Genomic DNA, 26,201 nt, shown 5'->3' with positions numbered 1-26,201 from the left:
AGGTGCTCCAGAACCATGCGCACGGCACGTTCACGGATTTCAGGGGAGTAGGTCGTGGTCTTTTTCATAGCCTCATCTTCTCAAGAGTTGAGGCCTCCACGAAACCCGGGGCGATTCAGGTTGCCAGCTACCGGCCAGGCTTTGTCATTACGCCCCGCGAGTCTGGTTGCTCCCTCGGAACGCTTGTGAGAGGTTGAGGTGACGTTAATTTTCCAGGGAAGATCATGGGCATTCGATCAACGGAAACAAAAGACTGGATGCTATTAAAGCAAGTCCGCCTCGCCGCACTTTTGGACACGCCCACGGCGTTTGCTGTGAGTTATCAAACGGCCGCCGCATACAGTGACGAACAGTGGAAGGAAAGAGCCTCATCAGCCGGAACAGAATTCTGGCTGGCTTTCGAGCAAGGCCGACCTGTCGCAATGGTGGGTGCCACAGTCAGTAGCGCGCAGCGCTTTAGTCTGATTGGGATGTGGGTTGAACCTGCGGCACGAGGCTCTGGCGTGGCCACTCAACTGGTAGATGTAGTGAAGAGTCGCGCTAGGAAGAAAGGCTTTGATCGCGTGTATCTGGAGGTCTCCACCGACAGTGCAAGAGCCTCGAATTTTTATCTGAAGCAGGGTTTTGCATTCCTGGATGAATGGGAACCGCTCGACAGTCATCCGCATATTACGGTTCAGACAATGCTATGGATTGAAAACTGATTTACAGCGTTCCTTGCAAGTCGGATGGGGGCTATGGGCCGGGTTAGCGACGGCCTGACTTCGAACCAACAGTAAAAAATAGTGACATCCCCCTCGGTTCTGCTATGGCGCTGGGTTTCCACGATAGTGCGCAGGTAGTATCCGTCTTCTGTCTGTGTATCCAAGGAGCTTCACCATGAGCGGAAAACCGGCGGCTCGCCAAACTGATCCCACCTCTTGTCCTCTGCCAGGCCATGGCATCAACCCCATTGTCATTGGTTCACCCAACGTGTTGTTTGATAACCTGCCAGCCGCACGCGAGACCGACGCGAGCGCTTGTGGAAGTCCCCTAGTTTCGGGGTTGTCCTCCACTGTAATTATCAATGGCTTGCATGCCGCCACTTTGGGTAGCAGTGGTTCTCATGGGAATACGGTCATCATGGGGTCTGGCACCGTAATAATTGGTGACAGCCACACCCCTAAGCCATTCACTGCGCCAGCTCCGCTCCAATTTCAGAAAACCTTCGCCCAAGTATTCAACATTACCGATAGTAAAACCGGTGGCCCGCTCGCCTATCGTGAGTTCGTTGCACTTGTGGATGGGCGTGAAACGTTTGGAGTAACAGATGCCAGCGGTCTGGCCCATATACAGGCACCATCAGCAGACTCTGTCATTTCATTGCACGTCCTGTTCAAGTCCCCAGCGCGCACGCTCACAGAGCTGTCGGAGGGCAACCAATGACCGGCAAAGCTTTCAAGACTACAGCCAAGGCTCAAGAGGTGAAGACTGGCCAGTCGCTCGTTCCACTAACAGTTGTCGTTGATGACCGAGCTGCAACTCGCGAAGCAATCATCCGAACTGTGCGCTCTTCAGGACACCAGTTTGTCGAGCGCTCTGAATGGGGAGCCATCGCAGCAAAGGAAGGGATGGCGTCAGATTGGGATTATTCAATGATTGCTTTTCATCATGCCGGACGCAGTTACAGTTGTGGGCATGGTGCTGATCAGATGAAAGGCACTCAAGAGGAACAGCTTGGGAGTAAATATGACGACATCGCATATCACTTTGGGATTGATTGTAGTGGAGTTGTTTATGAAGGTCGTGACGTTCGCCTAAAAGGTGGTAGTGTTCGAGGGTATAACACCGGTGTTATTGGGATGGTTTTCTTGAACAATCTCACCATTGCCGCCGAGGGGGATGATATTTGGGCAATGGGGCGTGAGGCAATTGAGCGCCTGGGAGTTAATACGACCAACGTTATTCCGCCTCTCCAGATTGATGCAGCCACCAATCTGATCAGTGCTCTTAAAAGTGTATTTGTTATTAAGCAGTTGGGCGGGCATCGTGAGTTTCCTGGGCAAGCTGCTGACGGGAAAATTTGCCCAGGAAATATCGGGATGGAATTTGTAAAAAATATGAGGGTGGTTACAGGCTTACTGCCGCCGCCGACATCGCCATGAAAAATAAGATAATCCTTGCTTTGATTGTTATTGTGTTGCCATTTTTATGGCTGAAAGTAGGTGTGTATGAAACATACTTTGCTGAAGATAATCGTTCTGTGTTTTTTATCAAAAAACATCCGACGTTACAGGTCCGGTTTGAGAATATTTTCCTAACGGATGAAGATGACAAAAAACTTGACCAGTTGAGCGATGAGGAGCGGAACGTGGTGATCAACTACTGCAAGTATCGGCTGGGTGTCAAAGCCGAACTGAAAACGCAGGAAGAGTTGGAGGCCTGCAAGACGATGTAAAGCTTCCTGCGAAGTTAAAAATCACATATGCAATTTGAGTGTATGACTTCAGGCTAGCAGGGGTGTGCACCATTAATCCTCCCCAAAATTTTGGTTTCTTCCCTGTTGTCTGCATGGCTACTTCAGAGTGGCTCTAGGCTGGGAGAAGAGTACGCATTTCATCCAGGATTGACCTTAGAGCTTCTCGCAGTGGTTGCTCTCTGCCGAATTGCGTTGACCACTCATTTATATGGAGTTCGAAGTTGAATTTTTGTGTCATCCGCACAGCGTCGGCACTTTTTGCCCTCTCCAACGCCTCTACTAAACCAATTTTTCCATTCTCTACCAAACGCATCAGTACTTCAAATTCGTGGATTGTGAGGAAGTAGATATTTTCGATAGGAATTAAATACTGGTCGTCATATTTTGTCCGTATTTTTTCTAACGCCGTACTGCCAACTACTGCCTCCAAGGTTAGCCCGTTTCCGATGTAGAGCTCTTTGTAAGTGACGGCGAGCAAGTATGTGGTGGAGCGTTGGCGAACCACAGGATGCTCACCTGCCAACAGCGCGACTCGAGCGGCAACCTCATGACCTTGCTCGAACGCTTTAATTAGAGACGTTTGGGTCGCTCGGCGCACCTCGCCTCGTTGAAGTGCTGTCATGCCACGATGTGCCATTTCGACACCTTTGGCGTCAATTAACACATTCGAATCACCATCAGCCACCATGAAGTCAACGACCTTTCCCTGACCCATAAGGACCCGGTTCAATTCACTCTCATTAGCCGACGGTAACCCTGATCTCCGGAGCCAGTCGCCAACGTATCGTTCAAACGACTTGCCGAAAGGGTTATTAAAACTATCCACATCAGCTCGCTTAAGGTAGTCGTAGATAAAATGTCCAAGAGAGCGCTCAAGCACATGAGGAGATATACACCAATATTCAGAACTGACCTTAACTAGCGGGAATTTCAGGAAGGGGGTCTGCTGCAAATATTCATTAGGGTGACGACCTTCCTTATCTGCCGCTTTCAAGTCGTGATGTAATTCATAAATGTCAACAGAGATCGAGCGCAGAAAAGCGTCTACAGCCATTGGTGTAAAAGGCGGGCAGAGTTCAAATAGGGTGGATCTTTGAATCACTGGGCCATGCTTGGTTGTAGTGGCTATTAACGCGAACGCGAGACGAAGGAAGTTGTGTATAGAAACCCCAGTTCCCTCTAGGAATCGAACTTTAAAATAATGATTTTCCGGTACTTTGGCGAATATTAACTCTTGTCGTGCGATATCAAATAACCCACTTTCTGTCTGATGAAAAAACTGCTGAAAGGCTAACGCACGCATGAAAAGTCGCACGTCATCGTACTCATTTGGCATGCTGCCGCTATCTGTCAGATCAATAACTTTCTGTAGCAGGTCAAGCATTTCTTTCTGAGCGATTGCTGGCCGCCCCAAGGGGCTATTTGCTAACGGGTCGAGAAAAACCCACTTAATGAGCAGCATGATCAACCATGGCTGCTTGGATGCTTGTTCCATGCGATCTTTAGTGGGGGTGTATAAGTAATTCAGTGCGGCGCTTAATATGCTCAACGCATCATAGCGGCGAATAGTTTCCTGGATTTTCCTAAAGCCTTTATCGAAACTGTGTGCTCGCTTCGGCGGCTTCGCCATAAGAGATACCCTTGGTCATTGATGATATTCGAGCAGAAGTAGGCTGCAGTTGCTCTCTCAATTGATAGCTCTTAGTTTCATAGCGGTGCCTGAGGGCAGCCTTGGTGAAGGCGACTATATATAAAAAGAGCTGATTTATACCGCTGTTCACAGCAAGTAAACGGGATTGACGCCTTGCGCGGCAATCCCGTTTTGCATTCAGCCTCGCGACAGCGGCGGTGTGCGTGGCGGCACCAGACGTTTCGAGCCCGTCGACTCAAACGCGGCAGCAAAACGCAGCAGTGCCGAGTCGTCGTAGGCGCGGCCGGCGAAGGTTAGGCCGGCTGGCATGCCGATGTCGGCCATCACGCCCATCGGCACGGTGACGGTGGGTACACCCAGGTGACGGATCGCCAGGTTGCCGTTGGCTACCCAGACGCCGTTGCTCCAGGCGATGTCGGCAGACTCTGGATTGACGTCGGCATCCGCTGGGCCGACGTCGGCGACGGTGGGGAACAGCACGGCGTCGAGGCCGAGTTGGTCCATCCAGTCTTCCAGGTCGAGCTTGCGGGTGTGTTCCAGGCCGCGCAGGCCATCGGGCAGGGTTTCGATCTGCTCCCAGTTCTTCAGGCCGCGCTTGGCCATGTTGACGTATTCGTCCATGCCAGCGGCCAGATCGCCCTCGCGGTTGGGCAGGGTGCCGGGGTCGTGGGGGAAAATCTGCGGGCCATCGACATCGGCCAGTTTGTTCAGCTTGGGGTCGCCATTGGCGCGCAGAAAGTCGTCGAAGGCCCAGCCGCTCAGCTCCCACAACTCGTCGTGGAGGAACTCCGGGGTGACGATGCCACGGTTGTACACGGTCGGCGCGCCGGGGCGGTCGCCCTCGCAGTTGGACACCAGCGGGAAGTCCACTTCGATGACTTCGGCGCCGGCGGCTTCCAGCGCCTTGCGTGCGGCTTCCCACAGGTCGATCACTGAGGCGCGGGTGTGGATGCGTTGGCCGGTTGGGCCGCCAATGCCGGGGTTTTCGCTGGTGCCGGCGGCGTCATCCTGGTTGATAAACATGCGCGGCACGCCAAAGCGTTTGCCGGCCAGAGCATCGGCCTTGGCGGCGAGGTCGGCATAGGCGGCGGGGCGCACGTCGGAGGCTTTCGGGATCGGTACCCAAGGCTGCAGGCGCCAGAGGTCGCCACGGTTGTCCGGGTCGTCGGCAACCACGATGTCGAGCACTTCGAGCAAGTCGGCCATGGTCCGCGCGTAGGGCACCACCACGTCCATGGTCGGCGTCAGCGGCCAGTTGCCGCGCACCGAGATCACCCCGCGCGACGGCGTATAGGCGCACAGGCCGTTGTTCGAGGCTGGGCCGCGACCGCTTGACCAGGTTTCCTCGGCCAGGCCAAAAGCGGCAAAGCTCGCTGCTGTGGCGGTGCCGGCGCCGTTGGATGAGCCGGAAGCGAAGGGCGCGGTGAGGTAATCGGCGTTGTACGGGCTTTCCGCCCGGCCATAGACGCCGCGCTGCATGCCGCCGTTGGCCATGGGCGGCATATTGGTTTTGCCCAGGCAGATGGCCCCGGCGGCGCGCAGACGCTCGACGGTAAAGGCATCGCGATAGGCGACCAGGTCCTTGAAGGCCGGGCTGCCGGAGGCGGCGGTCAGGCCCTTGACCAGGTAACTGTCCTTGGCGGTGTAGGGAATGCCATCGAGCGGGCCTAGGGTTGCGCCACGGGCGCGGCGCTCATCGGATGCCTGGGCTTCCTTGAGCGCATCGGGATTGCGCACGACGACTGCGTTAAGTTTGGTCGGCGTGCCGGCAGCGTCGTAGGCGTCGATGCGGGCGAGATAGGCCTGCACCAGTTCGACCGCCGTGGTCTGGCCGGCTTCGAGCGCGGCGCGCAGCTCGGCAATGGAAAGCTCAGTTACCTCGATCATGCTGTCACCGCTGGCTGTTGAAGAGGGTTGTTCATATCGGTTCTCGTGGCGCTGTTCTTATGCGTTGATTGGGCCGCTGGCGTCTATTTTAGCCGCGCGCTGGCGTGACCAGGCCCTTGATCACCGCCGGGCGGGCGACAAAGGCTTGCAGCACCCGCTGCACATTGCTGAAGCGCTCGAACTCCACCAGCTCGCCGGCCTCGTAGAACCCCACCAGATTTCTCACCCAGGGGAACACGGCGATATCGGCGATGCTGTAGTCCTCGCCCATGATCCAGCTGCGGCCTTGCAGGCGTTGTTCGAGGACGCCGAGAAGGCGCTGGGATTCGGCGACATAGCGGTCGCGCGGGCGTTTGTCCGGGTAGTCCTTGCCGGCGAATTTATGGAAGAAGCCCAGCTGGCCGAACATAGGGCCGATGCCGCCCATCTGCCACATCAGCCATTGCAGGGTTTCATAGCGCGTGGCAGGGTCCTGGGCCAATAGCTGGCCGGTCTTTTCCGCCAGGTAGATCAGAATCGCCCCGGACTCGAACAGCGCCAGCGGTTTGCCACCTGGGCCGTTGGGGTCGAGGATCGCCGGGATCTTGTTGTTGGGGTTGAGCGAGAGAAATTCTTCGCTGAGCTGATCGTTAGTATCGAAGCTGACCAGGTGCGGTTCATAGGCCAGGCCGATCTCTTCCAGCATGATTGAGGCTTTGACGCCGTTGGGCGTGGGCAGCGAATACAGCTGCAGACGCTCGGGGTGCTGGGCGGGCCATTTGTGCGTAATTGGGTAAGCAGAAAGGTCTGACATGGGCGCTCCGGATTAAGGTGGCGAAAGGCGCAGGATAACGGTGATTGGCCATTTGGTCAGGTTGCAGGTTTTTCCCCGCGCGCAGAAATCGGTATGGTTGGGGCCATCTCAACCCCAGCCCACTGGAGAACCCCGATGAGCCTGCACGGCGAATACGACAACCAGAATATCTTTGCCCAGATCATCCGCGGCGAAGCCCCTTGCTACAAGCTCTACGAGGATGAGGATGTGCTGGCCTTCCTCGATGTGTTTCCGCAGTCCTTCGGCCATACCCTGGTGATCCCCAAGCGCTCGGCGGCGCGCAATATTCTGGAAATCGACAGCGACAGCCTGAGCAAGGTGATGGCTGTGGTGCAGAAGCTTACGGGTGTGATCATCGACGAGCTGGAGCCAGCCGGGGTGCAGGTGGCGCAGTTCAATGGCGCGCCAGCCGGGCAAACGGTGTTCCATATTCATATGCATATCGTGCCGCGCTACGTCGGCGAGAAGCTCAGCGTGCACGCCGGCGGCAAGGCCGAGCCGGAAGAGCTGGCGGCGCTGCAGGCGCGTCTGCTCAAGCGTATCGCTGGGTGATAAAAGCCTGGTTGCGGCGGCGCATCAGTCTGCACTTGAGGCCAGCCGCGTCAGGGGCAATACTCAAGCCGTTTTGGCTGTTCCCCTTTGCTGTTTTCTGCGCCCATGGAGGGCTTCCATGCGTCATATGCGATTGACTTGTGCCGTTTTACCGCTGTTGCTGTTGGCCGGCTGTTCGTCCTGGAAGCCCGCGCCAGAGGATGTCAAACCTGTGCCGGCGGACCGTTTGCTGGGTTATCAGGAGCCGCTGGGGCGGGGCGGAGAGTTGCAGGTCAATCGTGATGTCGGCGGCATGGGCGGCGGTTGCTATGTAGCCGTTCTGGTCGACCGCAAGGTGGCTGCGCGCATCGGCGTGGGTGAGCAGGTGCGTTTTCAGGTGCCGGTCGGCACGCGGGTGCTGAGCATTGGTATCGACGAGATGGACGACACTCTGTGCGGCATGGGTCGCCTGCGTCGTGAACTGGCCGTGAAGGTCGAACCGGGCTCGCAGCAGAACTTCCGTATCGTCAGCGATAACCGCAAAGGTTTCGACATCCTGCCGATTACTCAGTAACTCGCCACGCGCCGGTGCCTGCCCGTCAGGTGCCGGTGTGCTCGCTCAGTAACGCTTCCAACCACTGCATAAATACCCGCACCCGCTGCGGCTGATGACGGCGCTGGGCATACAGCAGGCTGATCGGCATGGGCGGCGGCAAGTAATCTGGCAACAGGCTGTGCAGCTGCCCGCTGGCCAGCAGCTCGCTGACGCCAAGCAGCGGTGCCTGAATAATCCCCAGGCCGCCCAGGCACGCGCCTTCATAGGCATCGATGTTATTTACCGTGATATTTCCCGCCATCGGCAGTTGCTGCAGCACGCCGCCGGCCAGGTATTCAAAACCATCTGAGCGACTGCCGAGCACCGGCACGTAGTGGATCAGCCGGTGCTGGGCCAGGTCGTCGAGGCTCTGCGGCGTGCCATAGCGCGCCAGGTAGGCGCTGCTGGCGCAGTTGACCATCGGCAGTTGGCCGAGCGGGCGCACGATCAGATTGGGTTCGTTGACCACGCCGATGCGCAGCACGCAGTCGAAGCCTTCGCGCACCAGATCGACACGCCGATCGCTGCTGCTGATCTCCAGCTCGATGCCAGGGTGCTGCGCGGTAAATTCGCCCAGCCTTGGAGCCACCAGGCGCCGCGCCAGGCCGGTGGGCATATCGATGCGCAGGCGACCGCTGAGCTGCGCGCCGTCCTGGCGGAACAGACTTTCCAGCTCCTCCATATTGGCCAGCATGTCCTTGCTGCGCTCATACAGCACCAGGCCATCCTGGGTTGGCTGCACCTTGCGCGTGGTGCGGTGCAGCAGGCGCGTACCGAGCAGGCTTTCCAGGCTCTGCACCTGCTGCGACACGCTCGATCTGGGCAGGCCAAGGCTGTCGGCGGCCTGGGTAAAGCTGGCCAGCTCGCTGACGCGGACAAAAGTGCGCAGCAGTTCCAAGGTATTCATGGGCAGGCGCTCCGCTGGATTGTTCGTGATTGATGATCAGTGTTTTCAGTTTTGCTGAGTTTATCCAGCTTAACGCGAGCAATAACCTGTGCTCACTGATTTCAACCACCGCACTACTCGTCAACTAAAGGGAGCACGCCCATGACCCGTAAAATCGCACTGATCACTGGCGCCAGCCGCGGCCTGGGGCGTAACACCGCCCTGCACCTGGCGGCCCAGGGCATCGACATCATCGGCACCTATCACAGCCAGGCGGCTGATGCGCAAAGCCTGGCAGCCGAGATCGAACAACTCGGCGCGCGTGCGCTGATGCTGCAACTGGATGTTAGCCAGAGCAGCAGCTTCGCTGCGTTTGCCGCCGCTGTTACTGAGGGATTGCAGAGCACCTTCGGCCGCAGTGATTTCGACTTTCTGATCAATAACGCCGGTATCGGCATCCACGCCAGCTTTGCCGAAACCACTGAGGCGCAGTTCGATCAGCTGGTAAATATCCAGCTCAAGGGGCCGTTCTTCCTCACCCAGCAGCTGCTGCCGCTGATCGCCGAGCAGGGCCGCATCGTCAATATTTCCACCGGTCTGGCGCGTTTCAGCCTGCCGGGTTATGCCGCCTATGCGGCGATGAAGGGCGGCATCGAAGTGTGGACGCGCTACCTGGCCAAGGAACTGGGCCCGCGCGGCATCAGCGTCAACGTGCTGGCCCCCGGCGCTATCGAGACTGACTTCGGTGGCGGCGTGGTGCGCGACAACAGCCAGGTCAACGCCTTTATCGCCGCCAATACCGCCCTGGGCCGGGTCGGGCTGCCGGACGATATCGGTGGGGCGATTGCCATGCTGCTGAGCGACGGCGGCCGCTGGATTACCGGGCAGCGGATTGAAGCCTCGGGCGGCATGTTCCTCTGAGAACCTACTTACGATCTGCTGCGCGTCGGCGATACGGCGTTAGAAATGGCCTCGGGCTGCTCATTTACAACCAGTAAACTCCGCGCCCTCGGCCATTTCTGCCTTGTCTCGCTCTAGCTCGCGAGATCGTAAACAGGTTCTGCCGCTTGCCAACATATGATGTGCGCTGGCGCTCAGACTCGCGGCAATCTGCTGCTACGTATGGCGGCGTAGGCAAGCGGCAAGGGTAGAATCCGCTCGGTTTAATAGCGGAGACGGATCGTGAAGGGATTGCCGATTGCCATTGTCGGGGCCGGTACAGCGGGATTAGCCACGGCGCTGTTCCTCGTCCGCCAGGGTTTTAGCGTGCGCCTGCTGGAGCGCGTGCCGCAGCTGCAGCCGGTGGGCGCTGGGGTGTTGTTGCAGCCTTCGGGGCTGGCGGTGTTGCAGCAGCTGGGGCTGTTTGCCGAGTGCAGCGGCCTGGGGGCGGCGGTCAGCCGCCTGTACGGCACCTCGGGCAATGGCCGGGTGATTCTCGATACCCGTTACGCGCATTGGCAACCCGGCAGTTTCGGCATGGGCATTCACCGCAGCGTATTGCTCACGGCTTTGCTCAACGCGGCTCGGCAAGCCGGCGTGCAGATCGAAACCGGTGTGCATATCAGCCGCTTCACCCAGCACGGCAGCCATGTGCAGCTGTATCGCCAGGACGAGCAGGGCGTGGAACAGCCATTCGGCGAGTTCGCCGCGCTGGTGCTGGCCGATGGCGTGCGCTCGGCCCTGCGTGGGCAGATGCAGGTTAAACAGTGGCTGCAGCCTTACCCCTGGGGCGCGTTGTGGAGCATTGTGCCGACTCCGGCTTCGTCACCAACCGCGCCGGACTCGACGGATCTGCGCCAGTGGTATCGCGACTGCGCACAGATGTTCGGCATCATGCCCACCGGGCGTACTCACCTGAACCGCGAACAGGCCCTGAGTAGTCTGTTCTGGAGCCTGCCGGTGGCGCAGTTTTCAGCCTGGCGTGAGGGCGGGCTTGCAGCCTGGAAAGCCCAGGTGCTGCAACTGGCCGGCAGCGCCGCCGAGCCCTTTATTGAATTGATCGAACGCCCCGAGCAACTGAGCCAGGCGGTGTATGCCGATGTGCGCATGCAGCAGTGGCACGACGGCCGGGTGATCGCCATCGGCGACTGCGCCCACGCCATGAGCCCGCAACTGGGCCAGGGCGCCAATATGGCCCTGGTGGATGCGGCGGCTTTATCCGCAGCCGTCACCACACAAAGCACACCAACCGATTGCGACTGGTCAGCGGTATTCGCCGCCTATGCCAGTAGCCGGCGTGATCACCTGCGTTATTACCGTCAGGCCAGCCGCCTGCTGACCCCGTTGTTCCAGTCTCACAGCCGCAGTCTGGCCTGGCTGCGCGATGGCGTCCTGCTACTGGCCCGGCACAACCCGCTGGGCCGCGCGCATGCGGTTAGCACTCTGGTGGGTGGGCGCAGTGGCTGGTTGTGGTCAAACGCTGAAAAGTGCGCACTGCATGTGTGGAGCGGGGAACAGGCGCAGGGCGAGGGAGTGCAGGGTGGGCACGAAGAGCGTGAGCCCGCCCTGCATAAGGTTTAGCGGTTTGAATTGTCAGTCCTGTTGCAGGCTGCGCAGCTCCTGCAGGCTGAGATCCAGCCACTCCTTGTGCAGCGTGCGGTAGTGCCTGGCAGCGCGGCGAGCGTAGGTCTGGATCTGTTGCTGCATTTCACGCGCTTCACGTTGGCGGCCCAGGCGGCGTAGCAGTAAAGCGTAGCGATAGGCGGCTTCGGGCCCCGTGTAGTAGCTGCTCAGCGCCTGGTATTCCTCTTCGGCCTTGAGGGTTTCGCCCAGGGCTTCGAGCGTGCGGGCATAGAGCAAGTGGCCGTCGGCGGAACGGAAGTCTGGATTTTTGTTGATCAACTGCTCAAGGCTTTCGCGGCAGCCGGCGAAATCGTTGTGAGCAAAGCGGGCCTTGGCCAGACCGAGAAGAATATCCGGCGCGTCGCTGTGAATGCCGCGCAAGGCTAGCTGATAGTGCTTGGCCGCTTCTTCGGCCAGCCCCATACGCAACAGCTCATCGGCCAGATTGACGCGCGTGTCGCGGGTGTCACGAATCTCCAACTCATCACGCAGGACGCGCAGGTGGCGCTCGGGGTCGATGCTGTCGTGCAGGCGGTTGATGGTCCGGCGCCCACGGTGACTGCCGAGCATGTCGGGCAGCATGATGCCGAGGAAGTAGATCAGGCAGCCGAGACCAGGCAGGGCGATGATCAGGTAGATCCAGTAGCGTTCCTGGCCACTGCGCACCACGTGCAGACCACAGGTGACTTGGCAGGCGATAACCAGCAGGGCGAGTAGGGGCATGGTGATGATCCAGTCCTTTGGAATAGAGATAAGTCGCACAAACGTGGCTATCAGATCACGCATGATAGCTGCTTGTCAGGCACAGCCATGGCGGCTGTGGCGTGGATCACAGCAAATCGGGCTGGTAGGCTGCGCGGGCTGAATCCACGTTCATAAGGATGCGTACATGCCGTCATCGTTGGAGGTATTTGCCAATCTGTTTTATCTGGCTGCCGTGCTACTGGCCGCGCGCAATTCAGTTCACACCTGGTCGGTTGGATTGGTCGGTTGTGTGCTGTTCGCTTGGCTGTTTTTCGACGTGCAGTTGTATGCCGATGCAACCCTGCAGTTTTTTTTCATCGTGACCAGTTTGCTTGGCTGGTGGGGCTGGCTGCATGGGCAGAGCGGTGCTGCTTTATCCATCACGCGTACGCCTTGGTACGGGCTGCTGTTGGCCATGTTGATCGCGCTACTGGTTGCGCTGGGCTACGGCGCGCTGCTGCATCATTTCACCAATGCCTATGCACCCGTTATCGATTCTCTGGTGCTGACGTTCAGCGTGCTGGCGCAGTTGCTGTTAATGCGCCGCAAACTGGAAAACTGGTACTGCTGGCTATTGGTCAACAGCCTTGCTGTGCCGCTGTTCGCCTCTCGTGAACTGTATCTGACGGCCCTTATCTATGGCCTGTTCTGGTGCAACGCTTGGTATGGCTTGTATCGCTGGCAGCGTCAGGTGGTCGCGCTGGATTCTTCAGCCGGCGCTGCCGAGCAGCGGGCCTGAGCATGGCCAAGGCGTTTGCCAGTGGGCTGGTGGTGGGCAAGTTCGCCCCTCTGCATCTGGGGCATGAGTGGCTGATTCAGCAGGCGCAGGCGCAGTGCGAGCGCCTTTATCTGCTCAGTTGGTCGCTGCCGGAGTACCAGGGTTTTGCGGCCGAGCGCCGCGAGCGCTGGTTACATATGCGCTTTCCTGACTTGCCTTGCTGGGTCGTGACGCCTGAACGGGTGGCGGCCTGGCAGAGTGATGGGCTGCAGCTGCCAGCCTTGCCGCACAACCATGAATCGGAAGCCCAGCAGCGTCAGTTCGTGGCGGATTTTTGCTTGCAGGTGCTGCGTGAGCCGGTTGAGGCGGTATTTACCAGCGAGGCCTATGGCGATGGTTTTGCCGCGCATCTGGCAAGTTGTTTTGGCCGCCCAGTCCGGCATGTGGAGCTGGACCGAGCGCGCCAGCATGTGCCGATCTCGGCCTCGCGTCTGCGCGCCGATGTGCATGGCTTACGTCAGTATCTGGCGCCGGAGGTGTACGGAGATTTTGTCGAGCGCATTGCCCTGTTAGGCGGCGAGTCCACCGGCAAGAGCAGTCTCGCTCAGGCCCTTGCCGAGTCTCTGCAAACCCTTTATGCCGCTGAATTCGGCCGCGAGCTGTGGGAGATGCGCGGTGGTGACTTGGCCTACGGCGACCTGCTGCATATCGGCCGTAGCCAGGTCGCGCGTGAGCATGCGTTGGCAGCACGGTGCCAGCGTTACTTGGTCTGTGATACTACGCCGTTGACCACTCTGTTCTACTCGCGCGAATTGTTTGGGGCAGCTGAGGCCGAGTTGGAGCGCCTGGCAGAGCGCCGCTACACGCATCTGTTTCTCTGCGCCGATGATTTTCCCTTCGTTCAGGACGGTACGCGCCAGGATGAGTCATTCCGTCATCGACAGAACGGCTGGTACGAGGATCAGTTGCAGCGCCGAGGTTGGGCCTACACGCGGCTGAGTGGTTCGCTTTCACGGCGTGTTGAACAAGTACTGGAATATCTGGCTGCGCGACATTAAGTCGGCAGGTTGAGTGGATTACTGCATGCCAGGCAGAAAGCGCTCCAGCAGCCGCTGCGCTTCACCATTTTCCTGCTGCTCAATGATGATCTGGTTAAGCCGGTTGAGCAGTTCGTGGGCGCGGGGTGAGCCCTTGCTGATCATCAGGTAGAAGGTCTTTTGCTGTTCCAACGGCAGGTTCTGCAGTTGCCCTGGGTCGTTGTAGGTGCCAATGGCGATGCCGCCGAGGGTGGGTTCTATCTCGCTGGGGAAGAAGTCACAGCGCTGGCGGTCGAGCATCTCAAGGTTCTGTTGAATGGTCGGCAGCCGTTCCAGGGGCCAGTCAATGCCATAGGGTTGGTAATTGAAACCGATCACGCCGCACACCTTGAACTGGCGCAGGCCATCGGGCAGTGCCAGTTGTGGCGGCTCGCTAAAGCGTTTGCGCGAATAGAACAGCCCCAGGCGGGTTTTGTAGAGCGGCACGCTGTAGTAGAGAAAACCGGCGCGGGTGCTGTTGAAGCTGGCGTCCCAGGTCATTTCGCAGCGGCCTTTGCTGGCGAAGTCGGCGAGTTCCTGCTGGGCGCGGGCCCAGGGCATGTAGTGGATACGGTAATCCAGGCCGAGGTTCTGCAAAGCCTTGAGCACCAGGGTGGCCGAATAGCCGGTTAGCCGGCTTTGGTCTGGCTCGCCGTTGACTCGTTCCCAGAAGCTGTACGGCGGCCACTCGTAGCTGTCGCCCAGGCAGACTTGTACCGGCTGTTGTGTGGCGTGGGCATTGATGGCGAGGCTAAGGGCAAGCAGTGCCAAGCTAATGCGCATGTAAGACCTCTCATGCAGCTGACGGCGATTTGGGTGTTATCAGCGTAGTTGAGGTGCTGTGAGGACGGCTATTGATCTGCGCGTAATTGCGCTGTTTTGCCGCCTCCGGTTATGGCGGCTATTCCTGAGTTGGATTGGGCGGTGTGCTGTCGAGGCGTTTCAATTGCTGCAACTGGCGCCGCAGCATCCAGATCACCACCAGGCTCAGGCAGACGTTGGACAGCGGCAGGGCCAGCCACACGCCATTAAGCCCCAGCAGCAGTGGCATCAGCGCGAGGAAGGGCAGCTGGATCAGCATATTGCCCACCGTCACCAGGGTGGCGTAGCGGGCCTGGCCCATGGCCTGGAAGAAGCTCGCCGCCAGAATGATAAAACCATCGAGGAACATGGCGAACAGGTGCAGGCGCAGGCCCAGCACGCTGGCGTCCAGCAGGGCTTCATCGCTGCCGCTGAAAATCCCGGCAAACAGCCTGGGCAGGATCAACAGCGCTGCAGTCATCAGCACACCGCTGCCCACCGCCGTGAGCAGACCCAGGCGCAGCACCCGGCGCACCTTGTCCGGCTCGCGGGCGCCGTAGAAATAGCTGACCAGCGGCTGCATACCGCCGCACACGCCTTCGGCAAACATGTAGTAGAAGGCCATCAGGTAGCCGGCGATGGCGTAGGCGGCCACCTGCAAGGGGCTGCCGTAGTGCATAAACAGCAGGTTGTGCAGCACCACCACCAGGCTCATGTAGAGGTACATCAGCATGCTGGAGAAACCGGTGGTGAGGATGTCCAGGCTCTTGCGCAGGTTTAGCGTGCAGGCGGCCAGGGCCATCTGCAGCGGGTTGTGACGGCTGCAGATAAAACCCAGGCAGATCAGCACTGACAGGCTCTCGCCGATCACCGTGGCCAGGGCGGCGCCATGCAAACCCCATTGCCAGACGATGATAAACAGGTAATCGAGCGCCACGTTGGTGAGGGCGCCCACCAGCATGGCCAGGGTCGCCAGGCGCGGTGCGCCGAGGTTGCGCACCAGCAGGGGCAGGGCGATGGAGCCGAATACCAAGGGTGTGGCCCAACCGAGCACCAGCAGGTAGTCGTTACCCAGTTGCGCCAGGTCGTTCTCGGCGCCTTGCATGGCCATAAAAGCCGGGCCACTCAGCACCACCAGCACGCCTGTGGGGATGCCTAGGAGAATCAGCAGCCAGAGTGCCTGGGCCAGGTAGCTGCGCGCTGCTGGCCACTGTGCGGCGCCTTGGGCCAGGGAGCACTGAGCGCCGCCGCCCATGCCGATCATCATGCCGACGGCCAGCATCACCCCGGACAGCGGCCAGGCCATGTTGATCGCCGACAAACCGGTGGCGCCCATGGCGTGGCCGATAAAGATGCCGTCGACGACCATGTACAGGCCACTGATCATCAAGGCGGCGATGGCCGGGATGCTGTAGCGCCAGAAGGTGCGGGTGATGCTTTGACTGTTCATAAGGTTTCACGGGTAAACGGTTGCGCGGCTGTATCAGCCGATTTCGAGGCTCTGGCAGGCTTTGGCCAGTAACTGGCTGAGCTGCTGCATTTCTTCAGGGCTGAGGTTTTGTTCAAGGCTGGCGGCGGTTTGCACGTAGACGTCGCGCTCTTCCTGTTCCAGCGCGTTGGATTTGGCCGTGGCCAGCAGGCGCATGGCGCGGCCATCTTCACTGCAGGGCAGGCGCTGCAGGTAACCGCGTGCTTCCAGCTTGCTGGCCATGGCACTGGCGCTGGCCTTGCTGACGCTCATGCGCTCGGCCAGTTCGGTCAGGCGCAGGCCGTTTTCGGCGGACATCAGGGCATACAGGTAATCCAGCTCGCTGTTGCTCAGCTCCATGCTGCCGCTGTGCTGGGCGTACTGCCGCCAGTGGTGCCACATGTGCCATTGCAGGCGTTTAAGGCTGTCGGTGATCGGCATACGTGCTCTCCGTTATATTTTGTTAGGCTAACTAACTATATGGGGCATGACAAGCCCGTGGTTGATCGGCGGTTGCCTGCGCAGGGTTTGAGGTCAGCGGTAGCGGGCGAGTATGTCGTCGAATTCGCCAGCTTGTTTCATCTGCACCATGGCGCGCAGCAGGGCCATGGTCGGGATGTCTGTGGCGTCGCGGACGATGCAGGCGATGGGGTCGCTAGCCACTTCGCTAAGCAGGTGCAGCTTCTGCCCAGGCGGCTGATGGCGGTTGAACCAGTGCAGCGAGAGTTCGTTGCTGATGGCGTAGCGGTAGCGCCGGGCGCTGAGTTTGAGCAGCACCTGATCCTGGGTGCGGGCGTCTTCGCGTTGGATCTGCTTGCTGGCGAATAGCGGTTCCAGGCGCGGATAGGCGAAGCCGAGGACGGTGCCCAGGCGCTCATTGAGCAGCTGCTCGGGTTGCAGTTGCTCGGGATTAATGCCTGCCAGCACGTCGCGCTGGGTCATAAAGGGCAGGCTCCAGATATAGCGATAGTGGCCGCTGTTGATCCAGTGCGGGCTGACGTAGCAGCGCACATCGATGTCGCCGCTATCCAGTGCGTGTTGCACGCGCATACGCGGCATCACCAGCAGCTCGGCTTTGCGCCCAACCTTGGCGGCCATGCGTTGTTGCAGGTCGACCAGAATGCCTTCCACTGCCTTGCCGTCTTCGATACGTACCATGGGCATGGCCCAGCTGTCGTTGATCGCGAAGCGCAGCGCCCGCTCGCTGGCGGGTGATGCGCAGCTCAGGGTGAGCAACAGCAGGGCAGGCAACAGCTTGGGCACCAGGGCAGATCCTTTGCGGTGTAAGCGGCTCAGCGGGTCATCGGCAGGGCTGCGCCCATCAACGCAAACAGGCCGCCGCAGCAGCGGTTGAAGCCTTTGCCGCTGCGCTGCAACCAGGGCCGAACGCGATGGGCCATGCGTGCCAGCAGGTATTCGACGCTGCCTTCGACCACCGCAAAGGTCAGCGCCATGATGGCGAACTGCAGCCAGAGGTCGCCACGCGGGTCGAGAAACTGCGGCAGAAACGCGCCGAAAAACAGGATCACTTTTGGGTTGGAAATGGCCGACAGCAGGCCCTGGCGAAACAGCCTGAAAGCGCCGGTTTCGGTGGCCTTCTCGGCCATCGCAAGGTGCAGCGGCGGCGCGCGCCAGAGCTGAATGCCGAGCCAGATCAGGTAGGCGCCGCCAAGCCATTTGAGAATGCTCAGGGCCTGCGCCGAGGCTTGCAGCAAGGTGCCGATACCGAGCATCGACAAGGCCATCAATAGGGTAAAGCCGAGTACTCCGCCACTGACGGTAAACAGGGTTTTGCGATGGCCGTACAAGGCGCCATGGCTAAGCGCGAGCAGGCCATTGGGGCCAGGCGTCAGCGATAAGCCCAATACTGCGGTAAGAAAGATCAGCCAGGTATGCAGGGCCATAAAGCAGGTATCCAGAAGCGGGGGAGTGCAGGGCGGCGCCTGCGTGCCTCTGTTTTTTCATGCTGTGACTGGATAGTCAAGCCGCCTTAAGTCGCGGTGGCGGATATGCAGAGGCAGCGGTCCTGCCCGCGAAGGCAGGACCGGCGCTATCAGCGGTTGGCTTCCTTGAAGTTATCGTCGGACGGCTCCTTGGTGTAGGCGCCCTGGTCGTGTACCAGTTTTTTGCTGCCATTCATCAGGGTGGTGATGCGGCTATCACTGGTTTTCGCCGAGGCGGCCTGATTACTGGTGCCGGTAATCAGTGGCGGGTTGCTGCTGAATGACCACAGGTAGTGCCACACGGCGGCGTTGTGCTTCTCGGTCAGCTGCGTGGCGCCGAAGTACCAGGGCTTGAGCTCACTGAAGGCGGTCATGTTCATCAGCCCGCTGTTGCTGTCGCCGATAAAGCCGGTGCTGCTGGCCCCGGAGGTGCGGTAGGTCTCGAAGATCACGCCCTTGGTTTTCAGCTCGCTGACATAGGTGCGGCAGACTTCGCCGACCCACTTGTTGCCCAGGTAGCTTTTCGCGTTGTTGGAGTAGAAGGGGTCGAGCAGGGCGACGCGCTTGGGCAGCAGCTTGCTGTTAAGCGTGCCAGCGCTGACCGCATCGCTGATCTTCTTGGTCAGCACGATGGCCATCTGGTTGCCCAAAGAATGCCCGGCGATACGGATATTGCTGCCGCTGTAGCCAGCCAGGTTGGCCTTATAGCTGTTGAACAGCAGATCGCCGGCCGACTGACTGGGGCCTGTGGCGTAAGCGCCGCTGCTGTTGCGCCAGCGCATGGCGCGCGGGCCGCTGGCGGTCCAGATCTTGGCTTCGGCGTCTTGCACTTCGCCTTCATCGGCGAACTGGTTCCAGTACAGCACGCCGACGTTGTAACCGGCGGCGAGCCAGGCGTTTGCCAAGTCAAGGTCCGGCCCGCCGGCATCCTTACGGTTGAAGGTTTCGCGGTTCTTCTTTTGCGTCGAGCCATTCTGCCAGCCGTGGATATAAATCAGCGTCGGTTTGCTGGCCACGTAATAGGCGTTGCTCTGGCCAGGCACGGCCTTCTGCCAGCTGTCGCCATAACCGAACCAGTACAGGCCGTGGTCGAGATTCTGGAAGGTGCTGTCGGGGAACACGCCCACGGCGGCCTGGCTCAGGGAGGCAAAACTCAGCACCAGCAATAAAAGCAGCTTGCGCATGGCGGAAACCTTTCTTGTTATTAGGGAAAGGCGAGCATATAGATTGTCCGACAATCATCTATCACCCGGACGGGTGAGGCTACTCAAGCGCCAGTGCGCGGGCGCTGGCGGGATGTGCCTTGCGCCACGTTGTGAGCATCTTTGCCTCAATAGCCGGCAGCTTGTTGCAGTTGGCCTGACGTGCTGAGCGGACGAAGCCCCCCTGGCTGTGGCAAACTCCGTGGCTCGTAACAGGACGTTTCATGGATCGAGTTTGCTGAGCCTGTCAGCCGTTTTTTGCCCATGGCCTAGCCTGCCCTGGGTGTATTGCATAATTGGCCGCTGCCTGCGGCGAAGAACAAGAGGAATGACTGTGCATAACGTCGTGATCAGTGGTACCGGCCTCTATACCCCGGCAAACAGTATTTCCAACGATGAGTTGGTCGAGTCGTTCAACGCCTTCGTCCAGCAATTCAATGCCGACAACGCCGCCGCCATCGCCAGCGGTGAAGTGGAAGCGCTGAGCGAGTCGAGCAGCGGCTTTATCGAAAAAGCCTCGGGCATCAAGAGCCGCTTTGTCATGGACAAGGCCGGCATCCTCGACCCCGCGCGCATGGCGCCGAGCCTGCCTGAGCGTAGCAATGACGAGTGGGGCATCCTCTGCGAGATGGCCGTAGGCGCCGCCAAGGACGCCCTGGCCCGCGCCGGCAAGACCGCTGCCGATATCGACGGGGTGATCGTCGCGTGCTCCAACCTGCAGCGCGCCTACCCGGCCGTGGCGATTGAAGTGCAGGCTGCACTGGGCATCCAGGGTTTTGGCTACGACATGAACGTCGCCTGCTCCTCGGCCACCTTTGGCATCCAGGCGGCCGCCAACAGCGTACAACTGGGCCAGGCCCGCGCGATCTTGATGGTCAACCCGGAAATTTGCACCGGCCACCTGAACTTCCGTGACCGCGACAGCCACTTCATTTTCGGTGATGCCGCTACGGCGGTGATTATCGAGCGTGCTGATCAGGCCACCTCGAACTACCAGTTCGATATCGTCGGCACCAAGCTGATCACTCAGTTCAGCAACAACATCCGCAACAACTTCGGCTTCCTCAACCGCTGTGCGCAAGAGGGCGTTGGCGCGCGTGACAAACTGTTCGTCCAGGAAGGCCGCAAGGTGTTCAAGGATGTCTGCCCGATGGTTGCCGAGCTGATTGCCGCGCACCTGGCCGAGAACAAGTTGAACGTCGGCGATGTGAAGCGCTTCTGGCTGCACCAGGCCAACCTCAATATGAACCTGCTGATCGCGCGCAAGCTGCTTGGCCGCGATGCCGAGCCAGGCGAGGCGCCAGTGATTCTCGACACCTACGCCAACACCAGCTCGGCCGGTTCGGTAATCGCCCTGCACAAATACCAGGAAGACCTGCCGAGCGGCGCGCTGGGCGTGCTCAGCTCGTTCGGCGCCGGTTATTCGATTGGTAGCGTGATCCTGCGTAAGCATTGATGGAGTACCCGGCCGATCAGGCGCTGCTCACTCGTCTGCGGGCGGGTGAGCAGAAGGCCTACCGCGAGCTGGTCGCCACCTATCAGGGGGCAATGCGCGCGGTGGCCTTTGCCATTGTTGGCAGCCGTAATTCAGATGAGGTGGTGCAGGACGCTTGGCTTGCTGTAGTGCGCAATCTGGATGGCTTTCAAGGCCGTTCGAGTCTGAAGACCTGGCTGCTGACCATTACCGCCAATACTGCGAAAACCCGCCTCAAGGGCAATCGCCGCGAAGTATTACTCGACGATATTCCCTCGCCCCACGGCAGCATTGGTGATGAGCGTTTCAGCGCCGATGGCCATTGGTTGCTGGCGCCGCATGCCTGGCATCACGACTCCCCGGAAGCGCTGCTGACCGAGGACGAGTTGCGCGAATGCCTGGAGAAAACCCTGGGTAGTCTGTCTGAGATGCAGGGCAGCGTGCTGCACCTGCGTGAACGTGAAGGCATGGAGTTGGAGGAAATTTGTAATCTTTTGCAGGTCTCGCTCTCCAATGTGCGGGTGCTGCTGCACCGCGCGCGTCTCAAGGTCTTTGCTACCTTGGAGCATTTTGAGGAGACCGGCCAATGTTGAGCTGTAAGGAGTTGGTGGCCCACTCCAGTGAATTTCTTGATGGTCAGCTGGGCCTGCGCAAACGCCTGTCCGTGCGCATGCATCTGGCCATGTGTCAGCACTGCCGACGATTTATCCGCCAGATGCGCCTGAGTCAGGCGGTGCTACGGCAACTGCCGCCTGGGCAGAGCGCTGAGCTGGATGAGTTGGCGAGCAAACTTGCCGAATTGCGCCGGCAGCAGCGCTGAATCTGCTGCTGCCTGCTCACCTCTATTCTTCGCTTTGCGCGGCTTTTAGCGCCTCATAGGCCGGTGCGGCGTAGATGCCGACTTCCACCGCCAGCTCCATCACCCGCGCCAAGTCTGTGCTGTACACCAGTACGGCTTGCAGCTCGTCATCCAGCGGCTCGCTGAAATCCAGCAAGACATAACCCTTGGTTTCCGGACTGAGGCTGGCGAGTTGCACCTGGATGCGGTTTAGCGCTTTCAGCGGCTCGACTTTCACCAGTTGCTTGGGCTTGAGCACAAAGCTCACCTCTGGTCCGAAGGAGTCGACGATCTGCTGAAACAGCGCATCATAACTATCGGCCTGAAACAGCACGGTTTCCGGCAGGCTGCCGACCACCACCCATTCGCCCAGCGGGATTGGGAAGCTGTCGTCGAAATTGATGTCCGGGTTGGCGGCGAGAAATGCCTGCGGGTCGGCGTAGGCCTGAGCGGCCTCATCGGCGATGCGCGCGACTTCTTCTGCCAGCATGCAGCCCGAGCTTATTTTGCTGATCAGTTCTTCAAGCTGGGCTTTCATTCGGGTCATCCTGCGGCATAAAAGAGGCCGGCCAGGATAGCCGGAAACGGCTGTAAACGCTGCATTTGTGCGCGTTTGCGGGCGCACTGGCGGCCATTCTTACGTGTTTTTAACTGCCCGGCATAGAGCCTGTCTGTGCGATGGCGTACAGACAAAAAAACAGATTGGCTTATGCTGGCGTGTGCAGTTAAGGCTCTGTAGCGAGCGCATATCAATCGCCAACAGGCCTAAGAAGACCGGAGACAGTGATGTCCGCAGCCCCATATCCGCAACAAAACCATCTGCTTGCCACCTTGCCCGATGAGGTGCTGGAGCGCCTGTTGCCGCACCTTGAGCTGGTGGAGATGCCGCTGGGCATGGTGCTCTACGAATCGGGCGACACGCTGCGGCATGTGTACTTTCCCACCGACTCGATTGTGTCCCTGCTGTATGTGATGGAAAGCGGCGCCTCGGCGGAAATTTCCGTGGTGGGCAATGACGGGGTGATTGGCGTAGCGCTGTTTATGGGCGGCGAAAGCACCACCAGCCGGGCCATTGTGCAGAGTGCCGGCAGTGCTTACCGGGTGCTCGGCAAGCGCTTCAAGGAAGAGTTCAACCGCCATGGTGACATGCTGCAGTTGATGCTGCGTTACAGCCAGGCGCTGATTACCCAGATGGCGCAAACAGCGGTGTGCAACCGCCACCACTCGATTGACCAGCAGCTGTGCCGCTGGTTACTGCTGTCGTTGGATCGCCTCTCCGGCAGCCAGTTGGCCATGACCCAGGAATTGATCGCCAATATGCTCGGCGTGCGCCGCGAGGGCGTTACCGAGGCGGCCGGCAAACTGCACCGCCTGGGTGTGATCGATTACAGCCGTGGGCTGATCACTGTGCTGGATCGCGACAAGCTCGAACGCCTGAGCTGCGAGTGTTATGCCGTGGTCAAGCGCGAAACAGACCGCCTGCTGCCTTATAAAGTGGCGCATCCGGCGCACTAACCTGTTACGCGCGCGGTTAGCAATTTAATGGCGTGGCTTGAGTGCCGTAGCGCACAGAGCTTTGCCGGGTGCTCAGGCAGACTGCAGCGGCGAGAGCGTCAGGCACCGCTGTCGTGCCATTCTTTGGCAAGCGTCGTGCTCGGGACAAGTGAATGTCTGTTAAAGCACCGCTGCATATCCTCAGCCTGCTGATCGAAGGGCTGCCGGCCAAACAACGCAAACAACTCCTTGAAAGCTGCGAACCGGTGGACCTGGTTTTCGGCAATGTGCTGCATGAGGCCAACCGGCCGATTCACCATGTGTACTTCCCCCTCAGCGGCTTTATCTCGCTGGTCACCACCCTGGATGGGCATCAGCCGCTGGAAATGGGCCTGATCGGCAATGAAGGCATGCTCGGTGCGACCCTCGCTCTGGGCATCGGCCTGGCGCCCATGCGTGCGGTGGTGCAGGGCTCCGGCAGTGCCTTGCGCATCAGCAGCCAGTTGTTCAAGCAGGAGTTGCTGAGCAGCCCGGCGCTGTTGCGTTCGCTCAAACGCTACCTGTATGTGGTGCTGGCGCAGTTGTCACAGAGCGCGGCCTGCACGCATTTTCATGCAATCGAGCCGCGCCTGGCGCGCTGGCTGCTGATGACCCATGACCGCGCCCATGCCGATCATTTCCACCTGACCCATGAGTTTCTCGCTGACATGCTCGGGGTGCGCCGCAGTGGTGTATCGATTGCCGCTGCGGCGTTGCAGGCGCGCGGCTTGATCAGCTACAGCCGAGGCGAGATCAATATCCTTGACCGCGCCGGGCTGGAACGCGCGGCCTGCGAGTGTTATGCGGCGTTGCAGGCCGATTACCGCGCGCAGTTCTAACCCAGAGTGCCGGTTACCTGGTGCAGCGTATTGATCGGCGAGTTGATGCCGCTGCGCAGCAGGTTGGCGAAGTTTTGCGCGCTGACCGGGTGGCTGAACAGAAAGCCCTGGCCTTCGCTGCAGTGATGATTGCGCAGAAACTCCAGCTGCGCGGTTTCTTCGATGCCCTCGGCGATCACTCGTTTCTTGAGGCTGTTACCCATGGCAATCACGGCGCTGACGATAATGCCGTTGCTGGTGTGGATGTCCTGAACAAAAGAGCGATCAATTTTCAGCACATCGATGGGGAACTGACTGAGGTAGCTGAGGCTTGAGTAACCGGTGCCGAAATCGTCCACCGCCAGCTGTACGCCGAGCGTCTTGAGTTGCTGCAGGATCGTGGCGCTGGCCTGGGCGTCGCGCATCAGCACGCTTTCGGTGATCTCCAGTTGCAGGTTGTTGGGGTCAAGGCCGGTGACCCGCAGGGCGCTTTCCACGCTGTCGACAAAATCCTTGCGGCGAAACTCCAGGGCCGAGATGTTCACCGCCACCGACTCCAGGGCATAACCGCAGTTCTCCCAGCGTTTGGCTTGGGCGCAGGCGTGCAGCAGCACCCAGCGGCCCAGCGGCACGATCAGCCCGCAGGCCTCGGCCACTGGAATAAACCGCCCTGGCAGAATCATGCCCCAGGCCGGGTGCTGCCAGCGGATCAGCGCCTCGGCGCTGGTGATTCTGCCGCTGTGCAGGTCGATCTTCGGCTGGTAGTGAAGGACAAATTCGCTGTTTTCCATGGCCGTGCGCAGGTGCGTTTCGATCAACTGTCGTTCAACTGCGTGAACATTCATTTCGTGGCGGAAGAACTGGTAGTTGTTGCGGCCTTCTTCCTTGGCCAGGTACATCGCCGTGTCGGCATTCTTGATCAGGCCTTCGGCATCTTTGGCATCGTTGGGGTAGGTGCTGATGCCGATGCTGGATGTGATGTGCAGCTGCTGCTGGCCAATGTTGTGGCTCACGGCCAGGGCGCTGAGGATTTTTTCAGCGGTGCGCGCGGCATCTTCGGCGCAATGGCTTTCGCTCAGCAGCACAACAAATTCGTCACCACCCAGGCGGCTGACCGTGTCGGAGCTGCGCACGCAGTCACTCAGGCGCAGCGCTACCGCTTGCAGCAGCTGGTCGCCGACGCCGTGGCCGAGCGAATCGTTGATGTGCTTGAAGTTATCCAGGTCGAGAAACAGCAACGCCAGGTGGCTGCTGCGCCGTTCGGCCAGGGCAATCGCCTGGTTGATCCGGTCATTGAGCAAGGCGCGGTTGGGCAGGTTGGTCAGGGCGTCGTGCTGCGCCAGGTGGGTCATCTTTTCGGTCATGGCGTGGGCGGCGGTCATGTCGTGGAAGACCATCACCGCGCCCTTTAGGCGCCCGGCTGAATCATGGATCGGCGCGGCGGAATCTTCGATGGCGGACTCGCTGCCATCGCGGCGGATCAGTATCGTGCCGGCCGCCAGCACTTTGCCCTCATCGTGCTGCAGTACCTGGACGATGGGGTTGATTACCGGCTCGCGGGTTTTGTCGTTGACCAGGCGCATCACGCTGTCGATCGGCAGGCCATGGGCTTCGTCGAGTTGCCAGCCGGTCATATGTTCGGCGGCGCTGTTGAGGTAGTCGACGTTGCCCTGTAGGTCGGTGCTGATCACCGCATCACTGATCGAGTTGAGGGTCAGTGATGCGCGGGCTTTTTCGACGAACAGCGCCTCTTCCACCGCCTTGCGCTGGATGATATTGCGCAGTGATTGCGGCACCAGGTAACTACTGAAGTGGCCCTTGGACAGGCAGCCCTGGGCACCACGCTGGATGGCGTCCCAGGTTTGCTGGTCATCATCCAGGGTGCTGAGGGTGAGAATTGGAATGCTGGAGGCGAGGGCGAACAGCTGATCGAAGGTGGCCATACCCTGGCTGTCCGGCAGGTCGAGATCAACCATGATCGCGTCGATGGGCGCTTTGCGGTGGGTTTCCAGGCGCTGCAGGGCCTGCGCCAGGCTGGTCACCCACTCGATCAAGAACGGGCCGTCCTGAGCCCTTTCCAGCACGTCTTCCAGGGTGGCGGCGTCGTCGGTGTTGCCGGTAATGATCAGAACGCGATTAACCATGATGCTTATTCTTCCTTGCACAACATTACGCGGGGCGGGTGAGGCACCTGCGTTGCCG

At 59.7% G+C, this 26,201-nt stretch carries 28 protein-coding genes; 15 read left to right on the top strand and 13 right to left on the bottom strand.

The genetic code is table 11. From position 1 onward, the window contains the following. Nucleotides 1-224 precede the first annotated feature (224 nt). The 4 genes from Q8M42_RS08805 to Q8M42_RS08790 all read left to right on the top strand — a co-directional run bounded on the left by Q8M42_RS08805 (nt 225) and on the right by Q8M42_RS08790 (nt 2,437). Nucleotides 225-704, top strand: coding sequence for a GNAT family N-acetyltransferase (locus tag Q8M42_RS08805; protein ID WP_304867143.1), 480 nt, complete (start codon nt 225-227; stop codon nt 702-704). Nucleotides 705-879: 175 nt separating this feature from the next. After that, nucleotides 880-1,425 (top strand): PAAR domain-containing protein, encoded by a 546-nt coding sequence (locus Q8M42_RS08800; protein WP_304867140.1) that lies wholly within the window; start codon nt 880-882, stop codon nt 1,423-1,425. Then, nucleotides 1,422-2,144: an N-acetylmuramoyl-L-alanine amidase gene (locus Q8M42_RS08795; RefSeq protein WP_304867138.1), complete on the top strand. Its 723-nt coding sequence runs from the start codon at nt 1,422-1,424 to the stop codon at nt 2,142-2,144. The genes Q8M42_RS08800 and Q8M42_RS08795 overlap by 4 nt, the downstream gene beginning before the upstream one ends. Further along, a complete protein-coding gene (locus Q8M42_RS08790; RefSeq protein ID WP_304867134.1) occupies nt 2,141-2,437 on the top strand; it encodes a hypothetical protein in 297 nt (98 codons plus the stop codon). The genes Q8M42_RS08795 and Q8M42_RS08790 overlap by 4 nt, the downstream gene beginning before the upstream one ends. Nucleotides 2,438-2,570: 133 nt before the next feature. Here Q8M42_RS08790 and Q8M42_RS08785 read toward each other — a convergent pair whose 3' ends face one another. The 3 genes from Q8M42_RS08785 to Q8M42_RS08775 form a co-directional block, all read right to left on the bottom strand. After that, nucleotides 2,571-4,088, bottom strand: a complete 1,518-nt coding sequence (locus Q8M42_RS08785) for a hypothetical protein (protein ID WP_304867131.1) — start codon at nt 4,086-4,088, stop codon at nt 2,571-2,573. A 198-nt stretch (nt 4,089-4,286) separates the two neighbouring features. Next, on the bottom strand, nt 4,287-5,996 hold the full coding sequence (locus Q8M42_RS08780) for an amidase (RefSeq protein WP_304867128.1): 1,710 nt from the start codon (nt 5,994-5,996) through the stop codon (nt 4,287-4,289). Between the two features lie 88 nt (nt 5,997-6,084). After that, nucleotides 6,085-6,789, bottom strand: coding sequence for a glutathione binding-like protein (locus Q8M42_RS08775; RefSeq protein ID WP_304867125.1), 705 nt, complete (start codon nt 6,787-6,789; stop codon nt 6,085-6,087). 135 nt (nt 6,790-6,924) lie between these two features. Here Q8M42_RS08775 and Q8M42_RS08770 point away from each other — a divergent pair, with 135 nt between their 5' ends. Next, the gene (locus Q8M42_RS08770; RefSeq protein WP_304867122.1) at nt 6,925-7,362 is read left to right on the top strand and encodes an HIT family protein; all 438 of its coding nucleotides are present in this window, start codon (nt 6,925-6,927) and stop codon (nt 7,360-7,362) included. Nucleotides 7,363-7,489: 127 nt separating this feature from the next. Next, a complete protein-coding gene (locus tag Q8M42_RS08765) occupies nt 7,490-7,915 on the top strand; it encodes a 3-isopropylmalate dehydratase (RefSeq protein ID WP_304867151.1) in 426 nt (141 codons plus the stop codon). A 25-nt stretch (nt 7,916-7,940) separates the two neighbouring features. On the opposite strand, the gene Q8M42_RS08760 is transcribed toward Q8M42_RS08765, so the two are convergent. Then, nucleotides 7,941-8,843 (bottom strand): LysR family transcriptional regulator, encoded by a 903-nt coding sequence (locus Q8M42_RS08760; RefSeq protein ID WP_304867119.1) that lies wholly within the window; start codon nt 8,841-8,843, stop codon nt 7,941-7,943. Nucleotides 8,844-8,984: 141 nt separating this feature from the next. On the opposite strand from Q8M42_RS08760, the gene Q8M42_RS08755 reads away from it, so the two are divergent. Continuing rightward, nucleotides 8,985-9,743: an SDR family NAD(P)-dependent oxidoreductase gene (locus tag Q8M42_RS08755; RefSeq protein WP_304867117.1), complete on the top strand. Its 759-nt coding sequence runs from the start codon at nt 8,985-8,987 to the stop codon at nt 9,741-9,743. A gap of 261 nt (nt 9,744-10,004) precedes the next feature. Further along, nucleotides 10,005-11,342 (top strand): NAD(P)/FAD-dependent oxidoreductase, encoded by a 1,338-nt coding sequence (locus tag Q8M42_RS08750; protein WP_304867115.1) that lies wholly within the window; start codon nt 10,005-10,007, stop codon nt 11,340-11,342. A 12-nt stretch (nt 11,343-11,354) separates the two neighbouring features. On the opposite strand, the gene Q8M42_RS08745 is transcribed toward Q8M42_RS08750, so the two are convergent. Next, complete coding sequence (locus tag Q8M42_RS08745) at nt 11,355-12,107, bottom strand: tetratricopeptide repeat protein (RefSeq protein WP_304867113.1); 753 nt, start codon at nt 12,105-12,107, stop codon at nt 11,355-11,357. 166 nt (nt 12,108-12,273) lie between these two features. On the opposite strand from Q8M42_RS08745, the gene pnuC reads away from it, so the two are divergent. Both pnuC and Q8M42_RS08735 read left to right on the top strand, forming a co-directional pair. Continuing rightward, on the top strand, nt 12,274-12,867 hold the full coding sequence (gene pnuC / locus Q8M42_RS08740; protein WP_304867111.1) for a nicotinamide riboside transporter PnuC: 594 nt from the start codon (nt 12,274-12,276) through the stop codon (nt 12,865-12,867). Nucleotides 12,868-12,869: 2 nt separating this feature from the next. Further along, entirely contained in the window at nt 12,870-13,904 is a 1,035-nt protein-coding gene (locus Q8M42_RS08735; protein WP_304867110.1) for an AAA family ATPase, read from the top strand. 18 nt (nt 13,905-13,922) lie between these two features. Here the strand turns inward: Q8M42_RS08735 and Q8M42_RS08730 are convergent, their stop codons facing one another. From Q8M42_RS08730 to Q8M42_RS08705, 6 genes are all read right to left on the bottom strand, one after another. Continuing rightward, nucleotides 13,923-14,705 carry an ABC transporter substrate-binding protein gene (locus tag Q8M42_RS08730; protein WP_304867107.1) on the bottom strand — a complete coding sequence of 261 codons (783 nt, stop codon included), beginning with the start codon at nt 14,703-14,705 and terminating at the stop codon, nt 13,923-13,925. Nucleotides 14,706-14,823: 118 nt separating this feature from the next. Then, entirely contained in the window at nt 14,824-16,173 is a 1,350-nt protein-coding gene (locus Q8M42_RS08725) for an MATE family efflux transporter (RefSeq protein ID WP_304867104.1), read from the bottom strand. A 33-nt stretch (nt 16,174-16,206) separates the two neighbouring features. Beyond that, nucleotides 16,207-16,632 (bottom strand): MarR family winged helix-turn-helix transcriptional regulator, encoded by a 426-nt coding sequence (locus tag Q8M42_RS08720; RefSeq protein ID WP_269382057.1) that lies wholly within the window; start codon nt 16,630-16,632, stop codon nt 16,207-16,209. Nucleotides 16,633-16,725: 93 nt separating this feature from the next. Beyond that, the gene (locus tag Q8M42_RS08715) at nt 16,726-17,454 is read right to left on the bottom strand and encodes an ABC transporter substrate-binding protein (RefSeq protein ID WP_304867101.1); all 729 of its coding nucleotides are present in this window, start codon (nt 17,452-17,454) and stop codon (nt 16,726-16,728) included. Nucleotides 17,455-17,483: 29 nt separating this feature from the next. Further along, on the bottom strand, nt 17,484-18,095 hold the full coding sequence (locus Q8M42_RS08710) for a LysE family translocator (protein WP_304867098.1): 612 nt from the start codon (nt 18,093-18,095) through the stop codon (nt 17,484-17,486). 149 nt (nt 18,096-18,244) lie between these two features. Then, nucleotides 18,245-19,318, bottom strand: a complete 1,074-nt coding sequence (locus Q8M42_RS08705) for a hypothetical protein (RefSeq protein ID WP_304867095.1) — start codon at nt 19,316-19,318, stop codon at nt 18,245-18,247. Nucleotides 19,319-19,670: 352 nt separating this feature from the next. Here Q8M42_RS08705 and Q8M42_RS08700 point away from each other — a divergent pair, with 352 nt between their 5' ends. The 3 genes from Q8M42_RS08700 to Q8M42_RS08690 are packed head-to-tail and all read left to right on the top strand — an operon-like array spanning nt 19,671 to nt 21,630. Continuing rightward, on the top strand, nt 19,671-20,792 hold the full coding sequence (locus Q8M42_RS08700) for a beta-ketoacyl-ACP synthase III (protein WP_304867148.1): 1,122 nt from the start codon (nt 19,671-19,673) through the stop codon (nt 20,790-20,792). After that, the gene (locus Q8M42_RS08695) at nt 20,792-21,403 is read left to right on the top strand and encodes an RNA polymerase sigma factor (RefSeq protein ID WP_304867093.1); all 612 of its coding nucleotides are present in this window, start codon (nt 20,792-20,794) and stop codon (nt 21,401-21,403) included. Before Q8M42_RS08700 ends, Q8M42_RS08695 begins: the two co-directional genes overlap by 1 nt. Beyond that, a complete protein-coding gene (locus Q8M42_RS08690; protein ID WP_304867091.1) occupies nt 21,397-21,630 on the top strand; it encodes an anti-sigma factor in 234 nt (77 codons plus the stop codon). Before Q8M42_RS08695 ends, Q8M42_RS08690 begins: the two co-directional genes overlap by 7 nt. Nucleotides 21,631-21,652: 22 nt before the next feature. Here Q8M42_RS08690 and Q8M42_RS08685 read toward each other — a convergent pair whose 3' ends face one another. Beyond that, nucleotides 21,653-22,186, bottom strand: coding sequence for a hypothetical protein (locus tag Q8M42_RS08685; RefSeq protein ID WP_304867089.1), 534 nt, complete (start codon nt 22,184-22,186; stop codon nt 21,653-21,655). A 248-nt stretch (nt 22,187-22,434) separates the two neighbouring features. On the opposite strand from Q8M42_RS08685, the gene Q8M42_RS08680 reads away from it, so the two are divergent. Both Q8M42_RS08680 and Q8M42_RS08675 read left to right on the top strand, forming a co-directional pair. Beyond that, the gene (locus Q8M42_RS08680) at nt 22,435-23,163 is read left to right on the top strand and encodes a Crp/Fnr family transcriptional regulator (RefSeq protein ID WP_304867086.1); all 729 of its coding nucleotides are present in this window, start codon (nt 22,435-22,437) and stop codon (nt 23,161-23,163) included. A gap of 152 nt (nt 23,164-23,315) precedes the next feature. Beyond that, nucleotides 23,316-24,020, top strand: a complete 705-nt coding sequence (locus Q8M42_RS08675) for a Crp/Fnr family transcriptional regulator (RefSeq protein WP_304867083.1) — start codon at nt 23,316-23,318, stop codon at nt 24,018-24,020. Here the strand turns inward: Q8M42_RS08675 and Q8M42_RS08670 are convergent. After that, nucleotides 24,017-26,143, bottom strand: coding sequence for a bifunctional diguanylate cyclase/phosphodiesterase (locus Q8M42_RS08670; RefSeq protein WP_304867081.1), 2,127 nt, complete (start codon nt 26,141-26,143; stop codon nt 24,017-24,019). The genes Q8M42_RS08675 and Q8M42_RS08670 overlap by 4 nt on opposite strands. Between the last annotated feature and the right edge of the window lie 58 nt (nt 26,144-26,201).

This window comes from Pseudomonas sp. (assembly GCF_030684895.1).
GTDB lineage: Bacteria > Pseudomonadota > Gammaproteobacteria > Pseudomonadales > Pseudomonadaceae > Aquipseudomonas.
This window is presented reverse-complemented; position numbering and strand designations above follow the sequence as displayed.

Coding starts and splice junctions, on each gene's coding strand:
- Q8M42_RS08685 (WP_304867089.1), bottom strand. CDS start 22,186: ATGAAAGCCCAGCTTGAAGAACTGATCAGCAAAATAAGCTCGGGCTGC.
- Q8M42_RS08670 (WP_304867081.1), bottom strand. CDS start 26,143: ATGGTTAATCGCGTTCTGATCATTACCGGCAACACCGACGACGCCGCC.
- Q8M42_RS08755 (WP_304867117.1), top strand. CDS start 8,985: ATGACCCGTAAAATCGCACTGATCACTGGCGCCAGCCGCGGCCTGGGG.
- Q8M42_RS08680 (WP_304867086.1), top strand. CDS start 22,435: ATGTCCGCAGCCCCATATCCGCAACAAAACCATCTGCTTGCCACCTTG.
- pnuC (WP_304867111.1), top strand. CDS start 12,274: ATGCCGTCATCGTTGGAGGTATTTGCCAATCTGTTTTATCTGGCTGCC.
- Q8M42_RS08745 (WP_304867113.1), bottom strand. CDS start 12,107: ATGCCCCTACTCGCCCTGCTGGTTATCGCCTGCCAAGTCACCTGTGGT.
- Q8M42_RS08800 (WP_304867140.1), top strand. CDS start 880: ATGAGCGGAAAACCGGCGGCTCGCCAAACTGATCCCACCTCTTGTCCT.
- Q8M42_RS08725 (WP_304867104.1), bottom strand. CDS start 16,173: ATGAACAGTCAAAGCATCACCCGCACCTTCTGGCGCTACAGCATCCCG.
- Q8M42_RS08695 (WP_304867093.1), top strand. CDS start 20,792: ATGGAGTACCCGGCCGATCAGGCGCTGCTCACTCGTCTGCGGGCGGGT.
- Q8M42_RS08785 (WP_304867131.1), bottom strand. CDS start 4,088: ATGGCGAAGCCGCCGAAGCGAGCACACAGTTTCGATAAAGGCTTTAGG.
- Q8M42_RS08735 (WP_304867110.1), top strand. CDS start 12,870: ATGGCCAAGGCGTTTGCCAGTGGGCTGGTGGTGGGCAAGTTCGCCCCT.
- Q8M42_RS08765 (WP_304867151.1), top strand. CDS start 7,490: ATGCGATTGACTTGTGCCGTTTTACCGCTGTTGCTGTTGGCCGGCTGT.
- Q8M42_RS08760 (WP_304867119.1), bottom strand. CDS start 8,843: ATGAATACCTTGGAACTGCTGCGCACTTTTGTCCGCGTCAGCGAGCTG.
- Q8M42_RS08775 (WP_304867125.1), bottom strand. CDS start 6,789: ATGTCAGACCTTTCTGCTTACCCAATTACGCACAAATGGCCCGCCCAG.
- Q8M42_RS08705 (WP_304867095.1), bottom strand. CDS start 19,318: ATGCGCAAGCTGCTTTTATTGCTGGTGCTGAGTTTTGCCTCCCTGAGC.
- Q8M42_RS08690 (WP_304867091.1), top strand. CDS start 21,397: ATGTTGAGCTGTAAGGAGTTGGTGGCCCACTCCAGTGAATTTCTTGAT.
- Q8M42_RS08730 (WP_304867107.1), bottom strand. CDS start 14,705: ATGCGCATTAGCTTGGCACTGCTTGCCCTTAGCCTCGCCATCAATGCC.
- Q8M42_RS08720 (WP_269382057.1), bottom strand. CDS start 16,632: ATGCCGATCACCGACAGCCTTAAACGCCTGCAATGGCACATGTGGCAC.
- Q8M42_RS08805 (WP_304867143.1), top strand. CDS start 225: ATGGGCATTCGATCAACGGAAACAAAAGACTGGATGCTATTAAAGCAA.
- Q8M42_RS08675 (WP_304867083.1), top strand. CDS start 23,316: ATGTCTGTTAAAGCACCGCTGCATATCCTCAGCCTGCTGATCGAAGGG.
- Q8M42_RS08780 (WP_304867128.1), bottom strand. CDS start 5,996: ATGATCGAGGTAACTGAGCTTTCCATTGCCGAGCTGCGCGCCGCGCTC.
- Q8M42_RS08710 (WP_304867098.1), bottom strand. CDS start 18,095: ATGGCCCTGCATACCTGGCTGATCTTTCTTACCGCAGTATTGGGCTTA.
- Q8M42_RS08770 (WP_304867122.1), top strand. CDS start 6,925: ATGAGCCTGCACGGCGAATACGACAACCAGAATATCTTTGCCCAGATC.
- Q8M42_RS08790 (WP_304867134.1), top strand. CDS start 2,141: ATGAAAAATAAGATAATCCTTGCTTTGATTGTTATTGTGTTGCCATTT.
- Q8M42_RS08795 (WP_304867138.1), top strand. CDS start 1,422: ATGACCGGCAAAGCTTTCAAGACTACAGCCAAGGCTCAAGAGGTGAAG.